20 protein-coding genes and 1 riboswitch are annotated in these 25,097 nt (G+C 65.9%); of the genes, 6 read left to right on the forward strand and 14 right to left on the reverse strand.

All coding sequences use genetic code 11. From position 1 onward, the window contains the following. The first annotated feature begins 1 nt into the window (after position 1). Together LOY69_RS11325 and LOY69_RS11330 are read left to right on the forward strand one after the other, a co-directional pair. Positions 2 to 2,482, forward strand: a complete 2,481-nt coding sequence (locus LOY69_RS11325; RefSeq protein ID WP_265074560.1) for an FtsX-like permease family protein — start codon at positions 2 to 4, stop codon at positions 2,480 to 2,482. Beyond that, complete coding sequence (locus tag LOY69_RS11330; RefSeq protein ID WP_265074561.1) at positions 2,472 to 3,548, forward strand: lipocalin-like domain-containing protein; 1,077 nt, start codon at positions 2,472 to 2,474, stop codon at positions 3,546 to 3,548. Before LOY69_RS11325 ends, LOY69_RS11330 begins: the two co-directional genes overlap by 11 nt. A 359-nt stretch (positions 3,549 to 3,907) precedes the next feature. Here LOY69_RS11330 and LOY69_RS11335 read toward each other — a convergent pair whose 3' ends face one another. Continuing rightward, positions 3,908 to 4,294 carry a hypothetical protein gene (locus tag LOY69_RS11335; protein ID WP_265074562.1) on the reverse strand — a complete coding sequence of 129 codons (387 nt, stop codon included), beginning with the start codon at positions 4,292 to 4,294 and terminating at the stop codon, positions 3,908 to 3,910. A 202-nt stretch (positions 4,295 to 4,496) separates the two neighbouring features. On the opposite strand from LOY69_RS11335, the gene LOY69_RS11340 reads away from it, so the two are divergent. Then, entirely contained in the window at positions 4,497 to 4,853 is a 357-nt protein-coding gene (locus LOY69_RS11340; RefSeq protein WP_259697782.1) for a hypothetical protein, read from the forward strand. A 15-nt stretch (positions 4,854 to 4,868) separates the two neighbouring features. Here LOY69_RS11340 and LOY69_RS11345 read toward each other — a convergent pair whose 3' ends face one another. Both LOY69_RS11345 and LOY69_RS11350 read right to left on the reverse strand, forming a co-directional pair. After that, positions 4,869 to 6,275: an FAD-binding oxidoreductase gene (locus LOY69_RS11345; RefSeq protein ID WP_265074563.1), complete on the reverse strand. Its 1,407-nt coding sequence runs from the start codon at positions 6,273 to 6,275 to the stop codon at positions 4,869 to 4,871. A 146-nt stretch (positions 6,276 to 6,421) separates the two neighbouring features. Continuing rightward, on the reverse strand, positions 6,422 to 7,816 hold the full coding sequence (locus LOY69_RS11350; RefSeq protein ID WP_265074564.1) for a VOC family protein: 1,395 nt from the start codon (positions 7,814 to 7,816) through the stop codon (positions 6,422 to 6,424). A gap of 306 nt (positions 7,817 to 8,122) precedes the next feature. On the opposite strand from LOY69_RS11350, the gene LOY69_RS11355 reads away from it, so the two are divergent. Beyond that, on the forward strand, positions 8,123 to 9,205 hold the full coding sequence (locus LOY69_RS11355; protein WP_265074565.1) for a diguanylate cyclase: 1,083 nt from the start codon (positions 8,123 to 8,125) through the stop codon (positions 9,203 to 9,205). A 168-nt stretch (positions 9,206 to 9,373) separates the two neighbouring features. Here LOY69_RS11355 and LOY69_RS11360 read toward each other — a convergent pair whose 3' ends face one another. From LOY69_RS11360 to LOY69_RS11410, 11 genes are all read right to left on the reverse strand, one after another. After that, positions 9,374 to 10,291 (reverse strand): ABC transporter substrate-binding protein, encoded by a 918-nt coding sequence (locus LOY69_RS11360; RefSeq protein ID WP_123392897.1) that lies wholly within the window; start codon positions 10,289 to 10,291, stop codon positions 9,374 to 9,376. Continuing rightward, a complete protein-coding gene (locus LOY69_RS11365; RefSeq protein WP_123392901.1) occupies positions 10,284 to 11,036 on the reverse strand; it encodes a (2Fe-2S) ferredoxin domain-containing protein in 753 nt (250 codons plus the stop codon). The genes LOY69_RS11360 and LOY69_RS11365 overlap by 8 nt, the downstream gene beginning before the upstream one ends. Positions 11,037 to 11,047: 11 nt before the next feature. Next, positions 11,048 to 13,024: a TonB-dependent receptor plug domain-containing protein gene (locus LOY69_RS11370; RefSeq protein ID WP_265074566.1), complete on the reverse strand. Its 1,977-nt coding sequence runs from the start codon at positions 13,022 to 13,024 to the stop codon at positions 11,048 to 11,050. Positions 13,025 to 13,121: 97 nt separating this feature from the next. After that, positions 13,122 to 13,325: riboswitch (cobalamin riboswitch) on the reverse strand. Between the two features lie 33 nt (positions 13,326 to 13,358). Further along, positions 13,359 to 14,432 carry an arginine N-succinyltransferase gene (locus LOY69_RS11375; RefSeq protein ID WP_102861857.1) on the reverse strand — a complete coding sequence of 358 codons (1,074 nt, stop codon included), beginning with the start codon at positions 14,430 to 14,432 and terminating at the stop codon, positions 13,359 to 13,361. A gap of 49 nt (positions 14,433 to 14,481) precedes the next feature. Beyond that, positions 14,482 to 15,498 (reverse strand): arginine N-succinyltransferase, encoded by a 1,017-nt coding sequence (locus tag LOY69_RS11380; RefSeq protein WP_265074567.1) that lies wholly within the window; start codon positions 15,496 to 15,498, stop codon positions 14,482 to 14,484. Between the two features lie 174 nt (positions 15,499 to 15,672). Further along, complete coding sequence (locus tag LOY69_RS11385; protein WP_102880344.1) at positions 15,673 to 17,022, reverse strand: APC family permease; 1,350 nt, start codon at positions 17,020 to 17,022, stop codon at positions 15,673 to 15,675. A gap of 184 nt (positions 17,023 to 17,206) precedes the next feature. Further along, a complete protein-coding gene (locus tag LOY69_RS11390) occupies positions 17,207 to 17,959 on the reverse strand; it encodes an N-formylglutamate amidohydrolase (protein ID WP_265074568.1) in 753 nt (250 codons plus the stop codon). Next, on the reverse strand, positions 17,943 to 19,298 hold the full coding sequence (locus LOY69_RS11395) for a glutamine synthetase family protein (RefSeq protein WP_265074569.1): 1,356 nt from the start codon (positions 19,296 to 19,298) through the stop codon (positions 17,943 to 17,945). The genes LOY69_RS11390 and LOY69_RS11395 overlap by 17 nt, the downstream gene beginning before the upstream one ends. Continuing rightward, positions 19,295 to 19,939, reverse strand: coding sequence for an isochorismatase family cysteine hydrolase (locus LOY69_RS11400; protein ID WP_102861852.1), 645 nt, complete (start codon positions 19,937 to 19,939; stop codon positions 19,295 to 19,297). Before LOY69_RS11400 ends, LOY69_RS11395 begins: the two co-directional genes overlap by 4 nt. Before the next feature lie 2 nt (positions 19,940 to 19,941). Next, complete coding sequence (locus tag LOY69_RS11405; protein WP_102861851.1) at positions 19,942 to 20,796, reverse strand: MurR/RpiR family transcriptional regulator; 855 nt, start codon at positions 20,794 to 20,796, stop codon at positions 19,942 to 19,944. A gap of 620 nt (positions 20,797 to 21,416) precedes the next feature. After that, positions 21,417 to 23,414: a GGDEF domain-containing phosphodiesterase gene (locus LOY69_RS11410; protein ID WP_265074570.1), complete on the reverse strand. Its 1,998-nt coding sequence runs from the start codon at positions 23,412 to 23,414 to the stop codon at positions 21,417 to 21,419. 213 nt (positions 23,415 to 23,627) lie between these two features. Between LOY69_RS11410 and LOY69_RS11415 the strand changes: the two genes are divergently transcribed. Both LOY69_RS11415 and cobF read left to right on the forward strand, forming a co-directional pair. After that, the gene (locus tag LOY69_RS11415; protein ID WP_102864115.1) at positions 23,628 to 24,191 is read left to right on the forward strand and encodes a histidine phosphatase family protein; all 564 of its coding nucleotides are present in this window, start codon (positions 23,628 to 23,630) and stop codon (positions 24,189 to 24,191) included. Positions 24,192 to 24,278: 87 nt separating this feature from the next. Then, positions 24,279 to 25,040 carry a precorrin-6A synthase (deacetylating) gene (gene cobF, locus LOY69_RS11420; RefSeq protein WP_102864116.1) on the forward strand — a complete coding sequence of 254 codons (762 nt, stop codon included), beginning with the start codon at positions 24,279 to 24,281 and terminating at the stop codon, positions 25,038 to 25,040. The last annotated feature ends 57 nt before the right edge of the window (positions 25,041 to 25,097 follow it).

Raw genomic sequence — 25,097 nt, forward strand, 5'->3', positions numbered from 1 at the left:
GATGGGGGTCTTTGTCACAGCGATGCAGGCGCTGCTGAGCCACTGGCGCCGGCATCCGGTGCAGTTTTTCAGTGTGCTCACCGGACTCTGGCTGGCCACCAGCTTGTTGACTGGGGTCCTGGCCCTCAACAGTCAGGCTCGGGACAGTTATGCCCGGGCCAGCCAGTTGATCGGCGGCGAGCCCCAGGCCAGCCTGGGCAGCGCCAGTGGTGCGAGTTTTTCCCAGCAGGGGTTCGTCGAGCTGCGCCGTGCCGGCTGGCCGGTGTCGCCGGTGCTCCAGGGGCGGGTGCAGCTCAAGGGGCACCCCGACCAGCCCCTGCAGGTGATGGGCATCGAGCCGTTATCGCTGCCCGCCGGTTCCGCGGTGGCCGGGCAGGCCCTGGCGCTGCAACAGATGGTCGAGTTCTTCAGTGCGCCGGGCACCACCTGGGTAGCGCCGCAGACCCTGGCCAGCCTGGGCTTGCAAGAGGGCGAGCAACCCCAGGCAGTCAATGGCCAGCGCTTGCCGCCGCTGCGGGTGCAGGCGGACATGGCCCCGGGGCTGCTGTTGATGGACATCGGTTTTGCCCAGCAGGTGCTCGGCCAGCCCGGGCAGTTGAGCCGCTTGCTGCTGCCCAGGGACTTTGCCGCCCAGGCACCGCCACTGCCGGCGCAACTGGCGGGGCAACTGGTGCTGCGCCAGGGGGAAGCAGAGGGCGATCTGGCGCGCCTGACCGAGAGCTTTCACCTGAACCTGGATGCCTTGGGGTTCCTGTCCTTTGTGGTGGGGCTGTTTATCGTGCACGCCGCCATTGGCCTGGCCCTGGAGCAGCGGCGCGGCTTGCTGCGTACCCTGCGAGCCTGTGGGGTCAGCGCGCGGCTGCTGATTGCCTGCCTGATCGTCGAGCTGGGAGGGCTGGCGCTGTTGGGCGGTGTGGCTGGCGTGGTCAGCGGCTACCTGCTGGCCGGGGTGTTGCTGCCGGACGTGGCCGCCAGCCTGCGGGGCTTGTACGGCGCGCAAGTGGCCGGGCAGTTGAGCCTGAGTCCCTGGTGGTGGTTGAGCGGCATCGGCCTCAGTCTGCTGGGGGCCTTGCTAGCCGGTGGCGCCAGTCTGTTGCGGGCGGCGCGCCTGCCGTTGCTGGCCCTGGCCAATCCCCAGGCCTGGCATCAGGCCCATGCCCACTGGTTGCGGCGCCAGGGCTGGATGGCTTGCCTGGCGCTGCTGCTGGCCCTGGCGGCGTGGCGCTGGGGCGACAGCCTGGCCAGCGGTTTCGTGCTGCTGGCGGCTTTGCTGCTGGCGGCGGCCCTGGGCTTGCCGGTGCTGCTCAATGCCGTGCTGGGCCGCTTGCTGGGGCGCAGTCGCGGGGTGCTGGGGCAATGGTTTCTCGCCGATAGTCGGCAGCAGTTGCCGGCCCTGAGCCTGGCCTTGATGGCCCTGCTGCTGGCCCTGGCGGCGAACATTGGCGCCGGCAGCATGACCGCCGGTTTTCGCCAGACCTTCAACGACTGGCTGGAGCAGCGCCTGAGCGCCGAGCTCTACCTCAACCCGCAAAGCCCCGAACAGGCCGGGCAACTGCTGGACTGGCTGCCGCGCCAGCCCCAGGTGGCGGCGGTGCTGCCCAGCTGGCAGGTGGCGTTGCAGGTTCAGGGCTGGCCGGCGGACCTGTACGGGGTGATCGACCATCCCAGCTATCGCCAGCATTGGCCGTTGCTGGAGGCCCAGGGGGCCGATCCCTGGGCGCAGTTGGCGGCGCACGACAGCGTGATGCTCAGCGAACAGTTGGCCCGTCGGCTCAAGGTGCGGTTGGGGGATCGCCTGGAACTGCCGGTGCCGGCAGGGCACTGGGCGCCCCAGGTGGTGGGGATCTATGCCGACTACGGCAATCCCAAGGGGCACTTGTTGGTGAATGTGCAGCACCTGCTGGCGCATTGGCCGCAGTTGGCGCCGAACCGTTTCAACCTGCGGCTTGCGCCGGAGGCGGTTGCGCCGCTGATCGGCGCCTTGCAACAGCAGTTTCAGCTGGATGACAGCCGGATCATCGATCAGGCCCGGCTCAAGGGTTGGTCGCTGCAGGTCTTCGAGCGCACCTTCGCCGCCACCGCCGCCCTCAATAGCCTGACCCTGGGGGTGTCCGGGGTGGCACTGTTCATCAGCCTGCTGACCCAGAGCCAGAGCCGCCTGGGCCAGTTGGCACCGCTCTGGGCCCTGGGGGTGGGCCGACGCCAGTTGATGCTGCTGAACCTCGGGCAGACCTGGCTGCTGGCGGTGCTCACCCTGATACTGGCGTTGCCCCTGGGGATTGTCCTGGCCGGGTGCCTGAACAGCGTGATCAATGTCCAGGCCTTTGGCTGGAGCCTGCCGTTGCGGGTGTTTCCAGGGCAGATCCTGCAACTGCTGGGCTTGGCCATGCTGGCCACCCTGGCGGCCTCGGCCTGGCCGCTGTTGAAGCTGTACCGTGCACAACCGGCGGATTTGCTGAGGACCTTTGCCCATGAAGATTGATTGCCGGTGGCTGTCGCTGCTGTTTCTGCTCCTGGCCGGCTGCGACCAGGACGCCGCGGCGCCCCAGGGTTTTGCCGGGCTGGGCAACGAGGCCTCGGCCTTTGCCCCGGTGGTGCCGGGGCGCACCTTCAGCTTTCCTGCCGATCATGGCCCACACGACGGTTTTCGCATCGAGTGGTGGTACCTGACGGCCAACCTGAAGGACGCTCAAGGTCGGCAATTCGGTGTGCAATGGACGCTGTTTCGCAGTGCGTTGCGGGCCGCGCCCGAGCAGCCCGGCTGGGGCGCACCGCTGGTCTGGCTGGGGCACGCGGCGGCCACTTCGGCCAGCCGTCACCATGCCGCCGAGCGTTATGCCCGGGGCGGGGTGGGGCAGGCCGGGGCCACGGCGCAGCCGTTCCAGGCCTGGATCGATGACTGGCGCTTCACCAGCCTGTCCAGCGGGGACAATCCCATGGCACGGATGCAGGTGCAGGCAAGCGGGCCGGGGTTCGCCTATCAGTTGCAACTGTCCAGCAGCCAGCCGCTGGTGTTGCAGGGCGCGGGCGGTTACAGCCGCAAGTCGGACCAGGGGCAGGCGTCCTATTACTACAGCCAGCCGTTCTTCCAGGCGTCGGGGCAGTTGCAGATCGACGGCCAACGCTATGAGGTCAGCGGCCCGGCCTGGCTCGATCGGGAGTGGAGCAGCCAGCCCCTGGCCGCCGATCAGACCGGTTGGGACTGGTTCTCCCTGCACCTGGACAGCGGTGAGCGGTTGATGCTGTTCCGGGTGCGGGAGAACCATCGCGCGCCTTACATCACTGGCACCTGGATCAATCTCGATGGCAGCACCCAGAGCCTGGGGCGCGAGCAGATCCAGATGACGGCGCTGGAGGAGGCCCAGGTCGAGGGGCGGCGTCTGCCGATCGCCTGGCACCTGAAGATTCCCGATAAGAAGCTGGACATCAGAACCCGGGCCTTGAATCCCCAGTCGTGGATGAAACTGAGCATTCCCTATTGGGAGGGGCCGATCACCCTGGAGGGCAGCCACACCGGCAGCGGTTATCTGGAGATGACCGGGTATTGAGGGGGGGCTGCAGGACAGCCCCGCGGGCCAGGGTCGGTGGGGCTGAACTGAGGGGCGAGCCGGCGACGAGGGCGACGGATCACCCTGGTGTCCAGTTTTATTCAGAATCCACCCACGGATTTTCCCCTTCAGTTGCACTAGAATGCCAATCGTTCGCCCGGTGCAAGGGCTCTTTACCGGTGCATGGATTGCCAAGGCCAGAGCACTGGGCGAACACCCTCCCGGAGTAATGTCCTGCGAACGCCAGGTTGTGTAACTGTCGCGTCCGGCGACGTTCGAGCCCTTGAAAGGCGCTTAGCTTCCCCTTCAAACACCCCCCTGCGGGTTTCCTGCGCTGCACCGCGGTTCGTCGTGGGCGCTCAAAGCGCGATGGGCTGCAGGTTGATCTGGCGGGCGCGCAGGCTGACCCACTGCGGCAGGCGCTCAGGGCCACCCCGCAGGGACAGGAGGATGATCGAGGGGCCTACTGCCAGGGCTGCGACGCCATCCTCATCGACCTGAACCAGGCGCCCGTTGACCTGCAAGGCACCCTGGTCCCAATGCAGGCGGAACGGGCCCTGGGCACAGGGCTCCAGGTTGTCATTCCAGCTGAACTCGTCCTCCAGGCTCAGTTCCACTTCGTAGTCGTGCCCGACCCTCGGCGAGGGGCCCAGCCATTGGCCGCGGCCCTCGCCGAAGGCACAGCAGAAGCCGACGCAGAGGTCTTGCGCCGCAGTGAGGCGGATGTCTGTCAGGGTGATACGCATGCCAGGGTGTCTCGATAGAGTTGAAGTGGCGCCAAGCCGCTTGCACGGTTGCCGCGCCGGGCAAGGCTGAAGGCTCTGCCGGCGTCTGGCAAGTGCCTGCGGTTTTTCATTGCGCAGTCGCGGGGCCTTCAACAAAATGGCCGACTGCTCCGCGGGACCGCTCGCGGAGGTGGATGGTAGTGGAGATCCTGGATTGATCTGGTTGAAGCGTTTTCTCATGTCGATCGGCGCACTGACGCTGATACTGGTTGCCCTCGGGATTGCCTGGACGAGCCTTTTCAAAGAAGCCGTGCACACATTGCCGGAACATCCCCGGGCCCAGTGGCAGGGCGGCGTCGATGGTGGGCACTACGTTGAAGTCACCCGCAGCGAAGCGCCTTACTACTTCGTCCAGGTCCGTTATGAAAGCGGCGACCTGTGGTCCGAGGGCTGGCTGCGGCATGAGCACGGCGACGGTGCTCCGTTCAGCGCCGCCGACGTGATCGCCTTTGACGGTGACGGGGTGATTTTCCTTCAGCAACGCAAGGTGCTGGCCGGTGACAAGTCCGGGGCCCGTTGAGCCCCGGGGCGTGACCTATTTGCCCTGGTTGTCGCTGCCGTAGGCGTCCCACAGCTTGTTGCGAAACTTGTTGTGTGGATCGACCCGCGCCTTGAGTGCGAGAAATTCCCCGGCCCGCGGATAGGCCGCCCGAAACTGCTGCGCGGTGGCGTGGATCTGATACGGCAGGTAGTAGCTGCCGCCGCGCTTGATCGCGCTGTCCACCAGGGCCCGGGTCCATTCCCGCACTTCGTCCCGTTCCGCCACTGCCGTGCTCTGCTGGTAATACAGCACCAGGGCGAACACGTCAGTCTTGGCCCAGGCCAGTAAGGTGCCGGGGTCGGCCTTGGCGTGGCGGATGGACAGGTTGATCACGTTGACCCTGTGCGCCCGCAGGGTCGCGCCCATCTCCTGGACGAAACTCTCCAGCTGGTCGGTGGGCACGAAGTATTCCTGCAACACGTAGGTGCGCTTGCTCCGGGAGTCGGGCTCCAGTTCGCGCACGTCGAGGCTGGCCTCGTGGTTGCGCCAGGAGACTTGGGGTTTCTTCAGCACCAGGGGGTCGATCACCTCCTGGCGCAGGGCCTTGCCCCCGGGCCATTGGCTCACCACTTTCAGGGCTTTCTGTTCTTTCCAGTAGTTTTGGTCCAGGGGCGTGAGGCGTTCCTTGACCGTTAGCGGCAGGTCGGTCTGGCTGTAGGACACTGCGCGCAGGGTCTGGTACTGGTCGGGGTAGAGCACGGCGTTATGCAGGATGACCTTGGGGTTGTGTTCGATCCGGTCGAGGAAGTAGGAGCGGTAGTCGCCCAGGGGCATTTCTTCGAAGCTGCGCAGCAGGCGCACGTTGTCACTCAGGCGCAAGGTGGCTTCGACTATCACCCCGAGGCCGCCGTAGCCGCCGATGGCGCCGTAGAACAGGTCGGCGTTGCTTTGCGGGCTGGCCTCGACCACTTGGCCGTCGGCCAGCACCAGCTTGATGGATTGGACCGAGGTCACCAGCGGCCCATAGCCGACATAGCGGCCATGGGCGTTGACGCTCAGGGCGCCGCCGACGGTGAAGTTGGCGTAGCTCTGCATGATGCTCACGGACAGATCGTAGGGGTCGATGAAACTCTGCAGGGCGCGCCAGGTGATGCCGGGCTGCACGGTGATTTCCTTGTGCTCGCGGGAGAAACCGAGCACCCGGTCGAAGCCGCGCATATCGATCTGCAAGGCATGCTCGGTGGCAGTCTGGCCGCCCATGCTGTAGCGCCCGCCGCCGATGGCGATGGGGCCGGGGTGTTCGGCCACCCGTTTGACGATCTGCTCCAGGGTGGTGGGCCGGGCCACCTGGTCCACCACGATGGGGTTGAGCTGGGTGATGTCGTTGACGGTTTCTGCTGCGTGGGTGCTCAGCGTGGCGCCGAGGGCGCAGCATAAAAACAGGCCGGTCGCGAATCTCATGTCGCCGTGTCCATCCTTGGTGGTGGCGCGCCGCGGGCTCGGGCGCAAGTGCCGGCAGAATAGCGTTCCGGCCAGGCCATGACCATGGGGCAAAACGACGAGGGGGGAATCCGGCACCGACCCGCAAGGCCGATGCCGGACAGGGCTTAGAGCGCTGGCAGGCCCAGGCTGGCTGCGCATTGCTCCAGGGAGCGCTGCTGGGTCTGGGCGTAGAGCTGCAACTCATCCAGGGTGGCGCGGCCCAGGGCCGTTTCGAAGGCCTGGCGGTTGGAGTGTGCGGCGTAGTGGCTCTGGCTGTCGTCCCCCAGGTTCGACTGGAAGATCCCGGCGGCGCTCACCGGCAGGAAGTCCTCATACACCAGGGGTTCGGCCCGCAGGTGCCCGGCGGCCAGCAACGCTGACAAGGTGGTGGGCCGCTGGGGCTGGTGGCGCGCCGCCAGCCCGGCGTCGCTGACGAAGTAGCGGAAATAGGCCAGGCCCTGTTCACGCATGGCGTCGTGGTTGTCGGGGAACTCGTCGAAATGCGCCTGCATCAGTTGGTTGTAGCGCTGGGCATTGCTCTCGCTGGGGAAGTCGCCCAGGGCGTCGCGGGCCGCGTTCAGCAGGCGGTCGTAGAGGGCCCGGCCCTTGGGTGTCAGTGCCGCGCCGCGTTGCTCGATCTCGCCGAAGCGGGCGCTGTGGCTGCCCTGGGGCAGGTCCTGATCGGTGAAGGCCACCCGTTCCTCCAGGGCCTTGAAGCTGGTCTGGCGCAGCAGGATCGGGCACGCCCGGCGTGGCGGGCCCTCGATCACCGCCTTGGGGGTGATGCCGTGCTCGGGCATCAACCGTTGCACTTCATCGATGTCCAGGGTGCGTGGGGTCAGGTGGTTGATGTGCGGCCCCTTGAACGCCACCACGTCGGCGATCAGCCGGTGCTGGGCACTGAGACTGGCGTACTGGGCGGCGGTCACCGTGGCGTGGTGGTGCCAGCGGAAGGTCTCCAGGGCTTCCTGGATAAAGCGTTGGGCATCCTGGTCATCCAGGCCGCCTTGGGCGTGGGCCTGTTCGATCAGTTCCAGCGCCTTGGGGGTGAAGATCGAGCGTTGGGCCAGCACCTGTTCGGCAAAGCGCCGCAGTTCGGGGTTGTCGATCAGTTCCAGGCGCAGCAACGAGGTGAAGACCCGGAACGGGCTGACGTGCAGGGCCTCTTCGTGCACCGCGCGAAAGGCCGTGGAGTGCACCGGCACCCCGGCCGGGGTCAGGTCGTAGTAGCCCACCGGCTGCATGCCCATGACCGCGAACAGCCGGGCCAGGGTCGCCAGCTCGGCGGCGCTGCCGACACGGATGGCGCCGTGGCGCTCCAGGTCCAGGCGCTGCAGTTCGCCGCTGTGCTGCAAGTGCCGGGCAATGGCCGGCTGCTGTTCCAGGACCTGGGCATTGACCTGGGCCACCAGCGCCATCAGGGCGCCGTAGAGGGGCACCTCCTCACGGTACATATCCGACATGGCCCGGGAAAATCCCTGGCGGATCAGATCAGGACTGACGAAGTGCTGGTTGCTCATGGACAAGGTTCCCGTGGCAGTGGATCGAGGCATGAAAAGGGCGGGGCGTCCTGATTCTGCTGGGGCCTGCCGGGGCTGACAAACGAAGTTTCCTCTGAACTTCATTCTGCAAATGAATGCATGGCGCGCGGCTTGCTCCGGTTTGCGCAAGCCTGGAGGTTGACCGCCGCAGATTCCCGCCGTGCGGGCCCGCCCGGCCCGGGCCGGGCGTGTACACTGATGGCGCGTTGAGCTCATGCTGATAGACGTTCACCGGTTGATGGCTAGCCGCTCGATCCACTTTTTCCATCGCTGGACGGAGGCGACTTGGCCCCTGCGCAGTACACCAGAGGGAAGGGACTGTCACTGGCCAGGAGGCTCTACACCTCGCGCACCCTGGGCCTGGCCCTGGGCTTTTTCTGCGTCGCCACGGGCATGTCGCCGCTGCAACCGGCGCCCTGGGTCTGGGGCTTGATGCTGTTCAACGCCTTTGTCTGGCCGCACCTGGCCTATCAGTGGGCCCGATGGTCCCAGGTGCCGTTTCGCGCCGAGTACCGCAACCTGTTGGTGGATTCGCTGCTGGGCGGGTTCTGGGTCGCGGCCATGCAGTTCAATCCGCTGCCGCTGGTCACCACCCTGGGGATGATGGCGATGAACAACATCGCCCTGGGCGGGGTGCGTTTTTTTCTTGCCGGCTGTGGGGCCCAGGTTCTGGGCATTGGCATCGGCCTGGGGGTGTTCGGGCTGTCGTTCGCTCCCCTGACCACGCCGCAGCAGTTGTATGCCTGCCTGCCGATGCTGACTCTGTACCCGATGGCGCTGGGCTACATCTGTTACCAGCAAGCGGCGACCCTGGGCCGGCACAAGCGCGAGCTGCTGGCCCTGAGTCGCACCGACAGCCTGACCGGGCTGCTCAACCACGGCGCCTGGAAGGACCAGTTGGAGATCGAGTTCCAGCGTTGCCAGCGCCAGGCCCATGGTGGTGCCATCGCCCTGATCGACATCGATCACTTCAAGGCCATCAACGACACCTACGGCCATGTGGCCGGGGATGTGGTGCTGCGCCAGTTGAGCAAGCTCCTCCGGCAGAACCTGCGGGCCAGCGATCAGGCCGGGCGTTATGGCGGTGATGAGTTCTGCGTGATCCTGCCGGACGTGCCGCTGGAGCACGCCGCCGATCTGATGGAGGCGCTGCGCGGGCGCTTCGCGGCCCTGGGCTACGAACAGAATCCGGCGTTGCAGGTGAGCCTGAGCATTGGCCTGGCGGCGTTCAACCCCATGCACGAGGACGCCATGGATTGGTTGAACGATGCCGATCAGGCCCTGTATGCCGCCAAGACCGCTGGTCGCAACAACGTCACCTGCCATCCGCCGGAGCGGCCTTCGCGCCGGGTGTTGAATCCTCTGTAGTACCTGCCTCTTGTCGGGCTTGCCCGTGAAGGCGTCGGCATGTACGCCGTGTGATTGGCGGTGTTCCGTTCGCCGGCAAGCCGGCTTGTAGGAGCGGGCTTGCCCGCGCAGGCGTCGGGTGGCGCGTCGCGGCGGTTGGCGGTGCTCGCTTCGCCGGCAAGCCTTCGCCTACGGGGGAGCAGGGTGCAGGCGCCGCGCCAGTTCCAGCGCGGTGCGGCCGCTGGCGATGCCCGGCACCAGTTGGGCGAAGGGGATGTCGATCAGCCGCTCCTCGCGCACCGCCCGCAACCGCGACAGCACCGGGTCACGCTGCAGCAACTGGCGTTTGCGCGTGGCCGGTGACCACAGGGCGTCTGCCAGGAGCAGCACGTCCGGGTCGTTGCTCAGCAGGGTTTCGCTGTCGACCGTCAGGCGCGGGCGGTCGATGGCGGCGAAGCTGTTGCGGGCGCCGGCGGCTTGCAGCAGTACCCCGACAAAACCGCGCTGGCCCTGGCTGGCGAGGCCGTTGACCTCGCTGTCCAGGTAGAACACCGCGGGCGTGTCGCGGCCCCGGTACAAGGCTGCTGCCGCGGCAAGGTCAGCCTCCATGGCCGCGATCAGTTGCTCGGCCCGGGCTGGCTGCTGCAACAGCCGGCCCAGGGTCCGCAGGTCGCGACGGATATGCCCGAAGTAGTCCTCATCATGCCCGGCGCAGGCCGACTCCAGCAGGTAGCTGGCGATGCCGATGCGCCCCAGACGCTCCCGGGAGCTGAAGTTATCGGGAAACGCCGAAGCGAAGCCGCCCACCACCAGGTCGGGCTTCAGGCTGTAGAGCACTTCCGCCGACGGGTATTGCCGGGCGATCACCGGCACGCCGTGGTACTGCCCCTGGGCCTGGGCCTGACTGTCGTCATCCAGGTAGGCGACGCCGATCATCGACGGCCCGGCGCCCAGGGCCAGCAGCAGATCGGCGCTGTGCTGGTTGAGGGCCACGATGCGTCGGGGAGGGTCCTCGACGGTCCAGGTCTTGGCGCAGTTGTCGTAGCTGGCCGCCAGGGCCGGGACGGTCGCCAGCCATAGCAGGAGGCCGAGGATCTTCCTAGGCATCCGCCACCCCCGCATACGGCGAAGGGATCAGCAGATCCTGCACCGGCTCACCTGCCAGCAGATGCCCCTGCACCAGACGCACGACCTGGCTGTCGTCGCTGACCCGGTACCAGCAGCCATCGGGGTGCACGGTCAGCACCGGCCCCAGGTTGCAGGGGAACTGGCAGGCGGTGCGGGTCAGCAGCACGCCGCCTGGGGTTTCCATGTGCTCAAGGCGCAGCAGTTCACGGCGCAGGGTCTTCCACAGCGCCAGGGCACCGCGGCGCACGCAGCGCGGGCCGGTGCACAGGAACACCTGCCGGGCATGGGGCGGCACCCGCGACCAGTCCGGGTCGCTGGCCACGGCGTTGACCTGATCGCAGGGCAGGTGCCGCTCGTGCTGGGCGATGCTGGCGCAGGCCAGCGCTGCATCCAGCCCGCGACGGCCCAGGGCCTGGGCGGTGATCCACAGCTGCGGCGCCTGGGGATGGGCCCGGGCCAGGCGTCCCAGTTCATCGCGCAGCCAGTCCAGGTAAGCGCTGTCGGAGCTGGGCTCCAGGTCCACCACCAGCAGCGCCGCGCCGTCCTCGGGCAAGGGTTCCTCCAGGGCGGCCCAGAGGCTGTCGAAGCCGTCCAGGGTGTCGATCACCCGGGTGCCGGCGTCCTCGTTGCGCAGCGCCTTGAGCTCGCGGCGAAAGGCTTCGCCCAGGGTGCCGCCGTGCAGGCCGGGGCCGACGAACAGCACCCGTTGATAGTCCTTGTGCATGTCGTTGGGCCTCAGAAGCGGTAGGTGTAGCGCACTTCGCTGGTAAAGGGCCGGCCGAGGTTGTCCACCGCCGGCGCGCTGCTGGTCATGCTGGTGGTGTAGTCGCGGTCGAACAGGTTCTCCACCAGCAGGCTCAGGCGATGTTGCTGGGCCCTGTCGAGGTAGCGATAGGCATCGGCGTCCACCACCGAGTAGTGGCCGTAGTCGACCTTCTTCGCGCTGTCGATCTGGCCGATGTAGCGGATCGCGCCCCCCACGCCCCACTGACCATCCTCGGACTCGTAGCCCAGTCGCGAGCGGGCGAAGAAGCCGGGAATATTGCTCAGGGTCACGCCGTTGCGCGACGCCAGCAGATTGCGGGTCAGGTCCGCCGAGAGGTTCCATCGCGGGCTGAACTGCCAGCGGCCGTCGACCTCCATGCCGCGCACCTTGATCCGCCCCTGGCCATTGACCCAGTGGATGCCATCGAGGGCAATCAGGTCGTCGATCTTGCGCTGGAAGGCCGTGACGCTGGCGTTGAACTCGCCGGCCAGCAGGCTGCCCTTGTAGTCCAGGCCGAGCTCGGCATTCAGGCTCTTTTCCGGCTTGAGGTTGCGGTTGCCTTGTTCGTAGTCCTCGTTGACGAACAACTGCTCGGCGTTGGGCAGCTTGAAGGCGCTGCCGTACTGGCCGCGCAGTTGCCAATGGGCATTGAGGTCGTACAGGGAGGTGAGCATGCCCACGGTGGCGCTCTCGCCGCCGCTCATCTTCTCGTGGCGGATGCCCAGGCTCGGGTGCCAGTCGGGCAGCGCCGCGAACACCGGGCGCAACTGGGTGTACAGGGCATTGGCCTGGGCCTGGTTATTGTCGATCTTGAGCACATCGTCCTGGCCCTTGAACCACTGGTTGTCGGTACCGAACACCAGCACATGGCCGCCGTCCAGCTCGGCCTTGCCTTCGGCCTGCAGGCCCCAGTCGGTGAAGCCCCAGTAGTCGTTGCGGTTTTTGCTCACCAGGCGGCCGTCTTTCAGGCTGTCGATCTTGGTGTAGCGCGTGTCCCAGTCGTTGACATGGCCCTTGACGAAGTAGCTCAAGCGCTCGCTCAGGCGCTGCTCGAAGGTCGCGGTGGCGATCTGCTGGACGCGGTCGTTGGTGGTCTTCTGGTTGTTCACCGGGCGGGCGAAATCCAGGTTGGCATCGCTGTACTGGTAGAACAGTTCCAGGCGCGAATCGTCGGCGAAGCCCTGGATCGCCTTGGCGCCGAAGGTGGTCACTTCATAGCCGCGTTTCTTGTCCCGGGTGCTGGCGCTGTAGGCGCTGTTGCGATAGGGCTGGTAGCCATCGGAGACGTTGTGGCTGACATAGGCCAGCAGGCCCAGATCGCCCAAGCCATTGCTGAGGATGCGCTCCACCCGGGCATCGCCGCTTTGCCCCATGAAGCTGTCCAGGCCCAGGTTGACCTCGCCGGAGGTGTCGCGAGTCTGGGGGCTGCGGGTGACGATGTTGATCACCCCGGACACCGCCTGGGTGCCGAACAGCAGGCTCTGGCCGCCCTTGAGCACTTCGATGCGTTCGATGGCATTGGCCGGCAAGGTGTCCAGGTACAGGCCGCCGTACAGACGGTTGTTCAGGCGTACGCCGTCCAGCAGGATCAGGGTGTCGTCGTTGCGGCCCCCCAGCAGGGAATAGGTGCCGTAGTCGAAGGGGCCGTTTTTCGGCGCGACGTAGAGGCCGGGTACGTACATCTGCAGCACTCGGGTGATGTCGCTGCTGGGGCCGGCGCGTTCGATCTGCTGGCGGTCGATGATCTCCACCTTGCTGCCGTACCGGGCCATTTCGGCCACCGTGGTGGACTCCACCGAAGGGGCGGAGACCCATTGCCGTTCCAGTGTCAGGGGAGTGTCGTCCGCCAGCAGCAGGGGGCTGAACAGGCAGCCGAGCAGGGCACCGCTCAGGGTGCGCCGAGGTGCACGCCAGTCGCATGCAAGGAAGGTGTCAGTTGTTGTCATTCTTGGTCTTCTCGAAAGTGACTTCGGGAAGCACGCAGGAGAAGGTATCGGCCACAGGCACGCGACCATACCGGCCCATGCCCGCCCACCGCAGGATTGCCAAACAGACGTTTCAGGCCGGTCTCCGGGCTTGCGAGTCTGGCGGCATTCGCCTTCCCATACCGTGGGTACAGTGGCGTGTTGAATGCAGCACTCGCTTACCGTTGCGGGGGCAGCACCGGACTGGCCCTGAAAGGGCGCACCGGTTTCCCGTTTCACCTCGTGCACGGCGGCATGAGGCACCTGAAACTGGGCGGCATATGAACATTCGCCCCGGCGTTCGTCAATCTCGTGGCTACAGGGGCAGGGCGGCGTCCGGCGCGAGGGCGATCCCGGACTGGCCCTGAGGCCGCGCCGGGCAGGCCAACAGTGGCACGGCGCGTACCGAGTCCCCTGGCTGCAGTTGCAGGCGCTTGGCGGTCAGGCGGTCCACCAGCAGGCAGCCCGAAACCAGGCGCCCGGGGGCGGCGGTGATGCGGCAGTTTTCCAGGCGGCGGTTGTGAATCAGCCACACCGGCGCCTGTTCGTCCGGGCGGCCCACCAGCAAGGGCAGGGTCTGGCTTTCGCGCACGCTGCGGATCTTCGCCACTTCGGCCTCGATCAGCGGCCCGCCGTCGAAGATATCGATGCAGCCCTGATGGCTGAAGCCTTCGTCGCGCAGGATGTTCACCGCCTGCTCGGTGCTCTGGTGGGCCTGGCCGATGGCCGCCTGGGCCTGTGGGCTGAGCAGGCAGGTGTACAGCGGCTGGCGCGGCATCAGTTCGGCGATGAAGGATTTGCTGCCATGGCTGGACAGGCGGTTGGCCTGCTGGAAGTCCATCTTGAAAAAGTGTCGGCCCAGGCTGTCCCAGAACGGCGAGCAGCCCTGGCTGTCGAGCTGGCCACGCAATTCGGCCACCAGCTTGTCGCCGAACAGCGTCGGGTGCTCGGCGACGAACAGCAAGCGTGCAGTGGACAGCAGGCGGCCGGTGTAGCCCTGGCGCTGGTCGCGGCGCAGGAACAGCGAACACAGCTGGGATTGCCCGGTCATCTCGTTGCACAGGAACAGGGTCGGGATCTCTTTGTCGATACCCAGCCCCGGGGCTCTGCCACGGGTGATGCCGACCCGGTAGTTGTAGCAAGGCTCGCGCAGGCCGATGGCGCCGCTCAGGCCGCAGATGCCGATGATTTGCTGGTCGTCGTCCTCCAGCACGAACAGGTAGTCGGCATCGGCCCGTTCCACCCGGCTGGCGAAGGTGCGCTGGGCCCAGCGCAAGCGATGGGCCAGGCGCTCGGGGTCGGTGGAGAGGTTGTTCAACTCGCGACAGCTGCCCTCCAGCAAAGCCAGCACGCCGGGCAGATCGGTGACGCGGATCGGACGGACGATCATCGGTGCACTCCTTGCGACAGTCCCGGGCAGCGCAGAAGCGGCGGGCCACTCATAACGCGATTCCCCGCACCGGTTCGCCCGGTGTCACTTGCAGGGCCTGGAGCATCGACGGGTCGAGCCCGACCACATCGCCCGGGGCTTCATCCAGAGGCGCGACAATGGCGCGAAATCCCTGCAGTCGGTCATTGCTCAGCAACCAGTGGCGACCCTGGCCACTCTGGGGGCTGAGGTAGCTGGTCGCGACCCGGCTCTGAACGATCGAGCGTAGCTGGTTATTGCGGGCCTGCAGGGTCGGCCCGGCATCGAACAGGTCCACATACTGGGTAGGCGCGAAGCCCTCGTCGATCAGGATGTCGCAGGCCTCCCGCGCATCGGGGTGAATCCGTCCGATGCAGTCCTGGGCCGACGGCGGCAGCATCGGGATGTACAACGGGTACTGGGGCATGAGTTCGGCCAGAAAGCCCCGGCCCTGAAGGGCGCACAGGCGTTCGGCCTCGATGTAGGGCAGGTCGAAGAAGTGCTGGCCCACCGCCTCCCAGAACGGCGACTCGCCGGCGGCGTTGCTGTAGCCGACGATCTCGCTGATGGTGCTCTCGGCAAAGCGCTGGGGGTGAGCGGCCATGAACAGCAGCCGCGCCCGGGACGTCAGTTGCGCCAGGGGCGTGCCCGACAACGCCGGGTCCACGTGGAAGCTGCGCAGCAGGGTCTGCTCGCTGAGGTCCTGGCACAGGGACAGGGTCGGCACGCCGTGTTCGATGTTCAGCTCCCGGGAGCTGCTGATGAAGGGACGGTTGCGCAGGCTGTAGAACGGCGCGGCAAAGCCCGCCGTGGCAAGAATGTCGGAACAGCCGTGGAGCAGGCCGCTGTCTGGGTCCTCGAGCACCAGAAAGTAGTTCTCCGGGCCCTGGCTGGCCTCGGTCTTGGCAAAGGACGCCAGGGAATCGAGGATCCTTTCCCGCAGGTAGGTTTCGTCATCCACCAGGGACGTTACGCCCAGCAGGCGTTCGCGGGCCAGGCGCAGCAGTTGGGGCAGATCGAATAACGCCACGGGACGCAAAGACAGCATGGGTGCACTCCTGTATCAAGGGCCGCTCGCCCCGGGGGGCGAACATGGGCCAGACATCACTGTCGGTTACCACGCAGTTCCACGGCCGCGGCATCCGGCGGCCTGTCCCCGGGCGGCTCTTGGCGGCTGCCTCGGGGGGAAGCGCGACGCCATCCGGCGCCGCAGGTAAGTCACTTAGGGTTTGAGCGGATCGGGCAGGGCGGCACCGCTGCCCAGCTTGTTCAGCAGGAACAGGTAGACCAGCCCGGCGGCTATCCAGATGGCGCCGAGCTTCTGCGCATCCACGCCCATGTTGTACATGATGGCGCTGACGATCACGAAGCCGATCACCGGGCAGATCAGGTGGCGGATCACCTGGCCGGACTTCTGCCGGCGCCAGTAGAAATTGATCACGGTGATGTGCAGCAGCATGAAGCCGCTCAGGGCGCCGAAGTTGACCAGTGAGGTCAGGGTGTCCACCGAGTTGATGAACAGGTAGCAGATCAGCAGCGACAGCACCGCCACCAGGTAGATGCTGATGTGCGGGGTATTGTGTTTCGGGTGGACCTTGGCCAGCACCTTGGGCAGCTTGCCGTCCCGGGCCATGCCGAACAGCAGGCGCGACACTGCGGCTTGCGAGGTGATGGCCACCGCCACGCCCCAGGCCAGCGCCGTGGCCACCCCGGTGAGGGTCGCCAGCCAGCTGCCGGCGGCCAGTTCGGCGATTTCATAGAAGGCGGTGTCGGCGGACTTGAAGCCCATGCCGGCGGCCAGGTCCGTGGCGATCCAGGTCTGCACCACGAAGATCGCCCCCATCACCACCAGCGTGATCAGGGCGGCGCGACCGACGCTGCGGCCCGGGTCGCCCTTGACCTCTTCGGCCAGGGTCGAGATGGCGTCAAAGCCCAGGAACGACAGCACCGCAATCGAGACGCCCTGCATCAGCATGCCGAAGTGGAAGTGTTCCGGGCTGTACAGCGGCGCCAGGGTCAGTTGGCCGTTGCCGGTGCCGCCGTGCAGGGCGTTCCAGGCGTAGAACAGGAAGATCCCCAGGACCACCAGTTGCGCCAGCAGGAACAGGATGTTCATCCGCGCAGTGAAGGTGATGCCCCGCAGGTTGACGAAGGTGGCGCTGACCAGGAACGCCAGGATGAAGCCGACCTTGGGCACTTCCGGGTACAGGTGGTTGAGGGCCATGGCCGCGTAGACGTAGAGCAGCGGCGGGATCAGCAGGTAGTCCAGGAGCATCAGCCAGCCGGCGAGAAAGCCGACATGGGGATTGAGGCCGCGCTGGGCATAGGAGTAGACCGAGCCGGCGATGGGGAAGGCGCGGGCCATGGCGCCGTAGCTCAGGGCGGTGAAGACCATCGCCACCATGCCGATGATGTAGGCCAGGGGCACCATGCCCGGGGCTTCCTGGTTGACGTAGCCATAGACCCCGAACGGGGCGATGGGGATCATGAAAATCATCCCGTAGACCACCAGGTCGCGCAGGCTCAGCCCGCGCTTGAGTTCCTGTTTGTAGCCGAATTCTTCAATCTCCATGAAGCAGTTCTCCTTGTAGCCAATGTAAGTGGGCGCATCCGGCGGCGAGGGTCGTCATTGACGCCTCGCGCGCCGGTCTGTGTTTGAACCTGGCAGGGTTAAAGACACACCACAGCGGTTTTTCTTGTTGTTGTTCCTGTCCTGCAAACAGCCTTTGTTGCGTTCAAGCGTCTTTCAACCTTCGTTACAGCAGTGGCGCCAGACAGTCGCTCCAGTGCTGCACCGCTTCAGGGCTGCGCAACAGGTCGTTGCGCACCTCGATCAGTACCGACTCCAGGCCCCGGGCATCACCGTGCACCGGCACGGTCATGTCGCTCAAGGGGTCGATTTCATAAGGCTGGTTGCCCGCCACCTTTATCGGCAGGGTCCACAAACCTTCCAGTATCCGCGCGGCGTAGGCGGTGGCGTTGCCATACAGCACGCCGACTTCCAGCGCGCGTGGCTGGCTGTAGTACACCGGGGTGAAGCTGTGAATTCCCACCACTCGTACCTCGCGCCCCTCGGCCAGGCGCCGGTCGATGATCCGCTGCAGACGCTGGTGGAACGGTGTGAACAGCTGCTGGCGGCGGTACTCGCGGGTCGCCTCGTCCAGGTGCTGATTGCCCGGCACCTGATAGATCTCGCTCTGCAGCGGGATGCTGTCGGGGGCATGCCGCGGCCTGTTGAGGTCGATCAGCAGGCGCGAATAGTTGGCCGCGATCAGCGTCGCGCCCAGGGCCTGGGACAGGCTCTGGGCCAGTTCCAGGGCGCCCGGGTCCCAGGCGATGTGCTCGCGGGCCGCCACCGGGTCCAGGCCCAGGTCGTGCAGGGCCGGTGGAATGTAGTGGCTGGCGTGCTCGCACACCAGGATCAGCGGATGCGTGGAGTCTTCGCGGAACAGGCGATAGGCCGGCTCGGTATAGAAACCGTGCTCGGCGGATTTAGTACAGGTGTCCATAGTGCTCACAGAGATCGGCAGCGGTCAGGTGCTCGGTCAGGGACACTTCCTTTTGTTTGACGGCGAAATAGGTGCTCAGCAGCTCCGGCGGCAGGGTCTGCAGCAATTCCTTGTTGCTGCGCAGGCATTCCAGGGCCTGGGTCAGAGTGCCGGGCAGGGGCACGATGCCGCTGGCCAGGCGCTGTTCGGTGCTCAGCTCATCGGGGACCTTGTCGGTCATTGCGTTGAGCGGCAGCTTCTGTTCAAGGCCCAGGCGTCCGGCGATCAGGATCACGGCCATGGCCAGGTGTGGCGAGGCAGTGGCATCCAGGGCGCGGAATTCCAGGTTGTACTGCGGTGCCACGGGCTTGCCGCCGATGTCCACGGTGGGGCAGATGCGCAGCGACGCTTCGCGGTTGCGCAGGCCCAGGCAGGCGTAGGAGGCGCTCCAGTGATGGGGTTGCAGGCGTTCATAGGACAGCGGCGTCGGCGCGGTGAAGGCGCACAGTGCCGGCAGGTGCTTGAGCACCCCGGCGGCCCAGTGCTGGCCCAGCCGTGACAGGTCGTCGCCGCGGACCGCCAGGGGATCGTAGAGCAGTGGCGTGCCGTCCAGGTCTTGCAGGCTCAGGTGCAGGTGCACCCCGTTGCACACGGCGTCCGCCGCGGTCTTGGGGGCGAAGCTGACCCGTTGCCCCAGCTGCCGGGCCACTTCCCGGGTGATCTCGCGCACGTTCACCGCGCGGTCGGCGGCGGCCAGGCCCTGGGTCGGGCGGCAGGTGATCTCGTATTGCTGCTTGCCGTATTCGGGGAGGAACATTTCCGGTTCGACACCGGCCGCCCGCAATGCCGCCAGCAGCCAGCCACCGAAGGCCGCGCCCTGGCGCTGGGCCTCCAGGGAGAAGGCCAGGTGCTCGCGTTGAGCGGCGCTGCTGTCGAGGTTGAACTCGTGCTCGAAGGCGGCGGTGATCTGGATGCCCAGCTCACGGTAGCGCTCGACCTCGTTGCGCAGCAGGGTGCGCGGGCAGGCGGCCCAGGGCTGGCCATCGGTCTGGCAGATATCGGCGTGAATGTAGTCCAGGGGCGCGGCCGTGGCATCCGGACCGGCGCCGACAGTGACTCGGCTGTCCAGGTCGGGTATCAGCCGCAGGTCGCCATAGGCGCCCCAGGGGTTGTCCTCGGCGATCAGGTCCTGGGGCGTCAGGGCGCTGTTGGCCGGCACCCAGCCACAGCCGCCGATCCGGTAGCGCTCCAGCTCGTCGCTGGGAAAGGAGCGGCCCCGGGTGACGCCGATCAAATCGGTGGTGACGATGCTGGTCATGGCCAGTGGCGTCAGGGCCTCGATGCCCTGGCCGCGGCTCATCCGCGGATCTCCCGCAGGCGGCCGAGCACGGTCTGGGTATCGGTGATCCAGCAGTAGCCCTTGATCGCATTCAGGCAGGCCTGGTGCCGAGTATCGCTGTAGGTGGCGCAGGCGTCCTCGACCAGGGTCACCAGGTAGCCGCGGTCGGCGGCGTCACGCACGGCCATGTCCACGCACTGGTCGGTGACGATCCCGGCGACGATCAGGTGCCGGGTTTCCAGGTTGCGCAGCACGTAGTCGATGTTGGTGGAGTTGAACACCCCGGAAGAGGTCTTGGGCAGGACGATCTCGTTTTCCACCGGTGCCAGCTCGTCGATGATCGCCGCCTGGGGGCTGCCCTTGGGCAGGTGCATGTCCGACAGCTTGTGGTCCAGGGAGCGGTCACGGCCGTCGGCGGTCAGGCTTTCGATAATGGTGTGCAGCACGTTCTGCCGTGCTTCGCGCACTGCGGCCAGCAGGCGTTGCTGGTTGGGGATCACCTGCTCCCGGGCACGCTTGAGAAAGGCCTCGCCCTCGGGGCCTTGCAGGTGCGGGTCGAACTGCGGTTCGAGCCAGGCGCGCTGCATGTCCACCAGCAGCAGGGCGGTGTGATCGACGACGAAGGGCAAGTCCCGGGGCGAACGGTGGGGCAGGCTGAACATCCTTATTTCTCCTCCAGCACATGGGTATCAAATTGCGCCCGCAGGGCGTCGATGCCCTCCAGGCGTTGATCAAGATCGGCGCTGCGCGGGGTCAGGCAGGCGATCAGCGCCTCGACCTGGGCCAGCGCCGGCACCAGGGTGTCGAATGGCGACAGGGACTCCACCGGGGCACTGATGATCAGGTCCGCCAGCTCCCGCAGCGGCGAGGCATAGATATCGGTGAACAGCACCACCCGGGCGTTGCGCGCCTTGGCTGCGCTGGCCACCCGCAGGGCCTGGGACTGATAGCGGCGGTAGTCGAACAGCAGCACCACATCCTGGCGCTGCAGATCGAACAGGCGGTCCGGCAGTTGCGCGTTGTCTTCAAGAAAGAAACAGCCCGGGCGCATCAACCGCAGGTGGTTGAGCAGGTAGTGGGCGAGGAAGCTGCTGAAGCGTCCGCCAAAGCAGTACAGCTGATGACGGCTGTCCAGCAGCCAGTCCATGAGTACGCGGATGTCTTCGGGCTGGGTCAGGGACTGGGTGTCGTGCAGGGCGCGCTGGCTGTCCGCCAGGTAGCGGCTCCAGGTATCGCCCTGGGCCACTTGTGAGCGTGGGCGCAGCAGGGTGCTGGGGGAGCGCAGGCGGTCGTCCATGTCGCTGAGCAGGGCTTCCTGGAATTCGCCGTAGCCGCTGAAGCCGAGTTTCTTCACCAACCGTACGATGGTCGGGTCGCTGACCCCGGCGTGTTCCGCCAGGCGTGACATCGGCCCCAATCCGTTGCGCGGGTAGTGGTCGAGCAGGGCGCGCACGACTTTGCGCTCTGAAGGCGTCAGGTCGAGGGCGGGGTCGGTGATCAGGTCTCGGAGAGAGGGCATCGGGGTGCCTTGGAAGCTGAATGTCGTTTTTGTTTCATAAAATGGCTAAATGATATTTATGTAATGGACGTTACATGTCTAGTGAAATTTGCGTGGGTGGTGAAATGCTCTGAAATGGGGCGGGGTGGGGTGGAGTTGAGGCGGGGGGACATATCCGTTCCTGCGGGTGGGGCGGTTGGCGGTTTCGCCCTTACGGCGAGTCACTTTGGGGCCCCAAAGTAACCAAAGGGCTCTGCCCCTCCACTCGGTGCCTCGCTTAGGCTCGGCATGCCCTCACTCCGGCATTGATCCGTGGGCCGCCGCCACCGGCCATCCATGGCCGGGTGGCGGCTAACCCGGCGTCCTGCCGGGTTACCCACGGCTCAATGCCTGCGTTCGGCCATCGTGGTTAACGGGGCGTTCAGATCAAGATCAAGATCAAGAGCCAGACGGCGGCCTTGCGGCCGGCCTGAAGCTAAGGGTCGTGCGTTTCTGTAGGAGCTGGCTTGCCAGCGAAGGCGTCCGCCCAGGCGCTGCAGGTCTTGCGGGGCTCTTCGCCGGCAAGTCGGCTCCGGACCTGACGGAATGGATCAACAAGGTGGGCAATGAGGCGGTGGGCGAAAGGCGTTCGATCAAGGCGCTCAGGCTTTGCCCACGCTGCCCACTGGTTGATCGAGGGCCGCTTTCTTTGGCCCGTCGCTATCCAGTTCGATCAGTTCGGCCAGGGGGACTGCCGGGGAGAAGATGTAGCCCTGGGCACAGCGGATGCCAATGCTCTGGAGAATGTCGATCTGCTCCTGGGTTTCAACCCCTTCGGCTGTCAGTGTCGCCTGGTACAGGCGTGCGCTTTCCTGGGCGATGGAGACCGCGGTGCGCATCCGTTCATAGTGCAGCAGGGAAATCATCGAGTGGTCGATCTTCACTTCGCTGAAAGGATACTTGGCCAGGATGCTCAGGGCCGAGTAGCCGGTGCCGAAATCGTCCAGGGACAATCCCACGCCGTGATCCTTGAGCAGAAGCATGTTGTGCGCCACTTGCTGGGTGTCTTGCAGCAGGGTGCTCTCGGTCAGTTCCAGGGTCAGGCGAGCGCCGGGAAGCCCGGCTTCCTTGAGGCGCTGGATCAGCAGGACGGCAAAGTTGGCATCGCTCAGGGTCGAGGACGAGACGTTCACCGCCAGCGGTCCTTTGAGTCCGGCATCGATGTAGTACCGGGCGTCGCGGATCACCGCTTCGATGGTCGCCCATTCGAAGGCTTGCTGCAGGTCGTGGTGGCGGATCACTTCCAGGATCAGCAAGGGAGAAATCGCCGCGCCCTGGTCGTCCTGGGCCCGCAGCAGGGCTTCGGCGCCGATGATCGTGCGTTGGCTCAGGCAGAACTTGGGCTGGTAATACAGCGGCGGGGTGTTCGATCGCACCCACTCCAGCAGTTGCTGGCGGATGCGTTCGTTGCTCTGGGCCTGTTCGATCAGCGACTGGCGTAGGTAACGCACCGGCTGTCTGCTGTCCTGCAGGGCCAGGCTGATGTTGCGCAAGGTGACGTTGGCGCTGTCCCCGGCACAGGCATCGATCACGCAGAACTGCAGCTTGGGCGACAGGCTGCCGTCGCTGGGCAAACCGGCCTGCAAGGTCATCTGCAGGGTGGCGAGCAGCGCCGATTCTTCGACCTGCTGGATGGAGCGGTGCGGCACCACCAGTGCCAGGCTCAGGTCCGAGAACATGAAGGCGCGGTGGGCGGCACTGGCTTGCAGGGCATGGCTGGAGGCGCCGCTGCTGAATTCTTGCGCCAGGGAGATCAGCAACTGGTCGGTCCAGTCATGGCCGTGGATGGCGACCAGGTCCTTGAGGTTGCTGATTTTGATCACGATCAGGGTGTGGGGGACGCGCCGCTCTTTGTTTTGCTCCAGCACCTGGTCGAGGTGGTCGCGCAGGGCACGGCGATTGGGCAGTTGGGTGGTCGGATCGGTCAGGGCCTGTTGCAGCAGGCTTTGCTGGGCCAACTGGTAGCGCGCTTCGCGGCGCAGCATGGCGAATATCAGGATGATCATGGGCAGGGAGAGCAGGGTCGAGCTCAGTCGCAAGGACAGCAGTTGTGCGGTGATGCTGGAGCTGACCGTGCCCATCCAGTCGATGATCTGCATCGGGACGATGGCCGCGCCGAGGCGCATCAGGATCACCAGCAGCATGTCCTTCAGGCTCAGGGCGCTCAGGTCGCGGGTTTCGAACCAGCGATGGAGCAGCATGCCCCCAAGGGCCACCAGGCTAAAACTGAACAGCGCCTCTTCGAACTGCGCGGCGCCGGCAATCCAGTAACGAGCCAGTGCCACCAGGACCAGGCAGGTCATGCCGCCCCACCAGCCTCCCAGCAAACCGGCGAGAAACAGCATGTCGTTGCTCAGGAAAATCTTCACCGGGGTCTGCATGAACCCGGAGGCGAGGGCGATCAAGGCGGCGTTGCTGGTGCCCAGGATCAAACCCAGCAGGATCTTTTTCGACTTGATCAGCCGCTGGGCGTCCTGACGCAGCATCAGCAGGATGCTGAAGATCCCTACCAGGGCAACGTATTGCAGCAGGACGATGGGCTGGAGCGAGGCGTTGAGCGCAAGGTCGAGAGACAGGAGCTCCCACATACCGCTGTGCATGGTGTCGAGGTACCTGATTCGAGTCGAAGTGTGGGAACTTCGCGGAGAATAAAGGCCTGCTGCTTGGGTTGCCTATAAGCCATTTCTTGTTTGGTGATCAGGCGTTTCTTGAGTTTCTGAGGAATTTTCAACCTGTCTCCTGCTGGGAAATAGCCCCGTGGTCGTGCTAAAAAACCGGCCTCAGCCCTGATGTTCCTTTGTCGAGATAACCCCTTGCCGGCCACCCGTTTGACGCTGATCTGCCACGCCCGTACCGCCGCCCAGAAGCTGGGGCGCTTTCCCCTGGACGAAGCTGTGGAGATGGATTGGCAGGCCCAGGCCCTGAGCCGGGCTGCGCAGTTCAGGCATCACCCGCAGGTGCTGTGCGGGCCGGAGCGGCGAACCTGTCAGACGGCGGCGCTGTTCAGCGCAGCGCCGCAAGTGCAGGAAGCCCTGCGTGACTATGGCTTCGGTGCCTGGCAGGGGATGGGGATCGGCGATCTGCAACGCCAGCAGCCGCAAGCCTTGCAGGCCTGGCTGGATGACCCTCATAGCGCCCCGCCGGGAGGCGAGTCGGTCGCCGGGTTGTGCCGGCGCGTGGCGCAGTGGCTGGAGCAGATGGCCCAGCGTCCGGGGCACTGGTTGGCAGTGACCCATCCCTTTGTCATGCGGGCGGTGCTGCTGCAGTTGCTGCAGGCGCCCCTGGGCAGTTTCAACCTGATGGATATCGAGCCCCTGTCGCGGATCGATCTCAGCCATGCCGGTCGCTGGCGCCTGCGCCTGGATGGCCGTGACTGAGACCTGTGCCGGGCGTTCGGGGCATTTCTCCGGGCGCCAAAGCCGCCCATACTTGCCCCCTGGCACAGCAGCGAGAACCAGATCCCCATGAAAACCCTCCTGATCATCGGCATCGGCGCCGGCAACCCCGATTTCATCACCATTCAGGCGATCAAGGCGCTGAACCGCAGTGACGTGGTGTTCCTGATGGACAAGGGGCCGAGCAAGGACTCGCTGATCGATCTGCGGCGCGAGCTGTGCCAGCGTTATCTCACCGAGCGTCCTTATCGCTTCGTCGAAGCCCAGACCCCGGAACGCCAGCGCGGCGATGTGGACTACCAGGCCAGCGTCCAGGCCCTGAACCAGGACAAGCAGCAGGTCTTCGAGCGGCTGATCAACGAGGAACTGGCAGAGGGCCAGACCGGTGCCTTCCTGGCCTGGGGCGACCCGTCGCTGTATGACAGCACCCTGCGCATCCTGCAGCAGATCCTGGCCAGTGGTGCGGCGCAGTTCGAGTATCAGGTGATCCCCGGCATCACCAGCGTCCAGGCCCTGGCGGCGCAACACAAGGTGGCGTTGAACCGTATTGGCCGTTCAGTGGAAATCACCACCGGGCGGCGTCTGGCGGCGGGACAGGCCGGTGATGCCGACAGCCGGGTGGTGATGCTCGATGCCGAGGACTCCTACCGCCAGCTGCGCAATCAGGATCTGGACATCTATTGGGGCGCCTACCTGGGCACGGCGGACGAAATCCTCATTGCCGGGCGCCTGGACGAGGTCGCCGACGACATCCAGCGGGTCCGTCGCCAAGCGCGCGAGGCGCATGGCTGGATCATGGATACCTACCTTCTGCGCAAACCGGAGCCTTAGACACTGGCCGGGATGGACGCCACCGGATAAGCGTGGTGTTCTTCGCCGGCAGCGGGG

Source organism: Pseudomonas sp. B21-059 (assembly GCF_026016285.1).
Classification (GTDB): domain Bacteria; phylum Pseudomonadota; class Gammaproteobacteria; order Pseudomonadales; family Pseudomonadaceae; genus Aquipseudomonas; species Aquipseudomonas danubii.

Coding starts and splice junctions, on each gene's coding strand:
- LOY69_RS11380 (WP_265074567.1), bottom strand. CDS start 15,498: ATGCTGTCTTTGCGTCCCGTGGCGTTATTCGATCTGCCCCAACTGCTG.
- LOY69_RS11400 (WP_102861852.1), bottom strand. CDS start 19,939: ATGTTCAGCCTGCCCCACCGTTCGCCCCGGGACTTGCCCTTCGTCGTC.
- LOY69_RS11410 (WP_265074570.1), bottom strand. CDS start 23,414: ATGCACAGCGGTATGTGGGAGCTCCTGTCTCTCGACCTTGCGCTCAAC.
- LOY69_RS11375 (WP_102861857.1), bottom strand. CDS start 14,432: ATGATCGTCCGTCCGATCCGCGTCACCGATCTGCCCGGCGTGCTGGCT.
- LOY69_RS11390 (WP_265074568.1), bottom strand. CDS start 17,959: ATGGACACCTGTACTAAATCCGCCGAGCACGGTTTCTATACCGAGCCG.
- LOY69_RS11370 (WP_265074566.1), bottom strand. CDS start 13,024: ATGACAACAACTGACACCTTCCTTGCATGCGACTGGCGTGCACCTCGG.
- LOY69_RS11325 (WP_265074560.1), top strand. CDS start 2: ATGGGGGTCTTTGTCACAGCGATGCAGGCGCTGCTGAGCCACTGGCGC.
- LOY69_RS11345 (WP_265074563.1), bottom strand. CDS start 6,275: ATGAGATTCGCGACCGGCCTGTTTTTATGCTGCGCCCTCGGCGCCACG.
- cobF (WP_102864116.1), top strand. CDS start 24,279: ATGAAAACCCTCCTGATCATCGGCATCGGCGCCGGCAACCCCGATTTC.
- LOY69_RS11365 (WP_123392901.1), bottom strand. CDS start 11,036: ATGCACAAGGACTATCAACGGGTGCTGTTCGTCGGCCCCGGCCTGCAC.
- LOY69_RS11350 (WP_265074564.1), bottom strand. CDS start 7,816: ATGAGCAACCAGCACTTCGTCAGTCCTGATCTGATCCGCCAGGGATTT.
- LOY69_RS11385 (WP_102880344.1), bottom strand. CDS start 17,022: ATGGAGATTGAAGAATTCGGCTACAAACAGGAACTCAAGCGCGGGCTG.
- LOY69_RS11360 (WP_123392897.1), bottom strand. CDS start 10,291: ATGCCTAGGAAGATCCTCGGCCTCCTGCTATGGCTGGCGACCGTCCCG.
- LOY69_RS11335 (WP_265074562.1), bottom strand. CDS start 4,294: ATGCGTATCACCCTGACAGACATCCGCCTCACTGCGGCGCAAGACCTC.
- LOY69_RS11395 (WP_265074569.1), bottom strand. CDS start 19,298: ATGAGCCGCGGCCAGGGCATCGAGGCCCTGACGCCACTGGCCATGACC.
- LOY69_RS11330 (WP_265074561.1), top strand. CDS start 2,472: ATGAAGATTGATTGCCGGTGGCTGTCGCTGCTGTTTCTGCTCCTGGCC.
- LOY69_RS11405 (WP_102861851.1), bottom strand. CDS start 20,796: ATGCCCTCTCTCCGAGACCTGATCACCGACCCCGCCCTCGACCTGACG.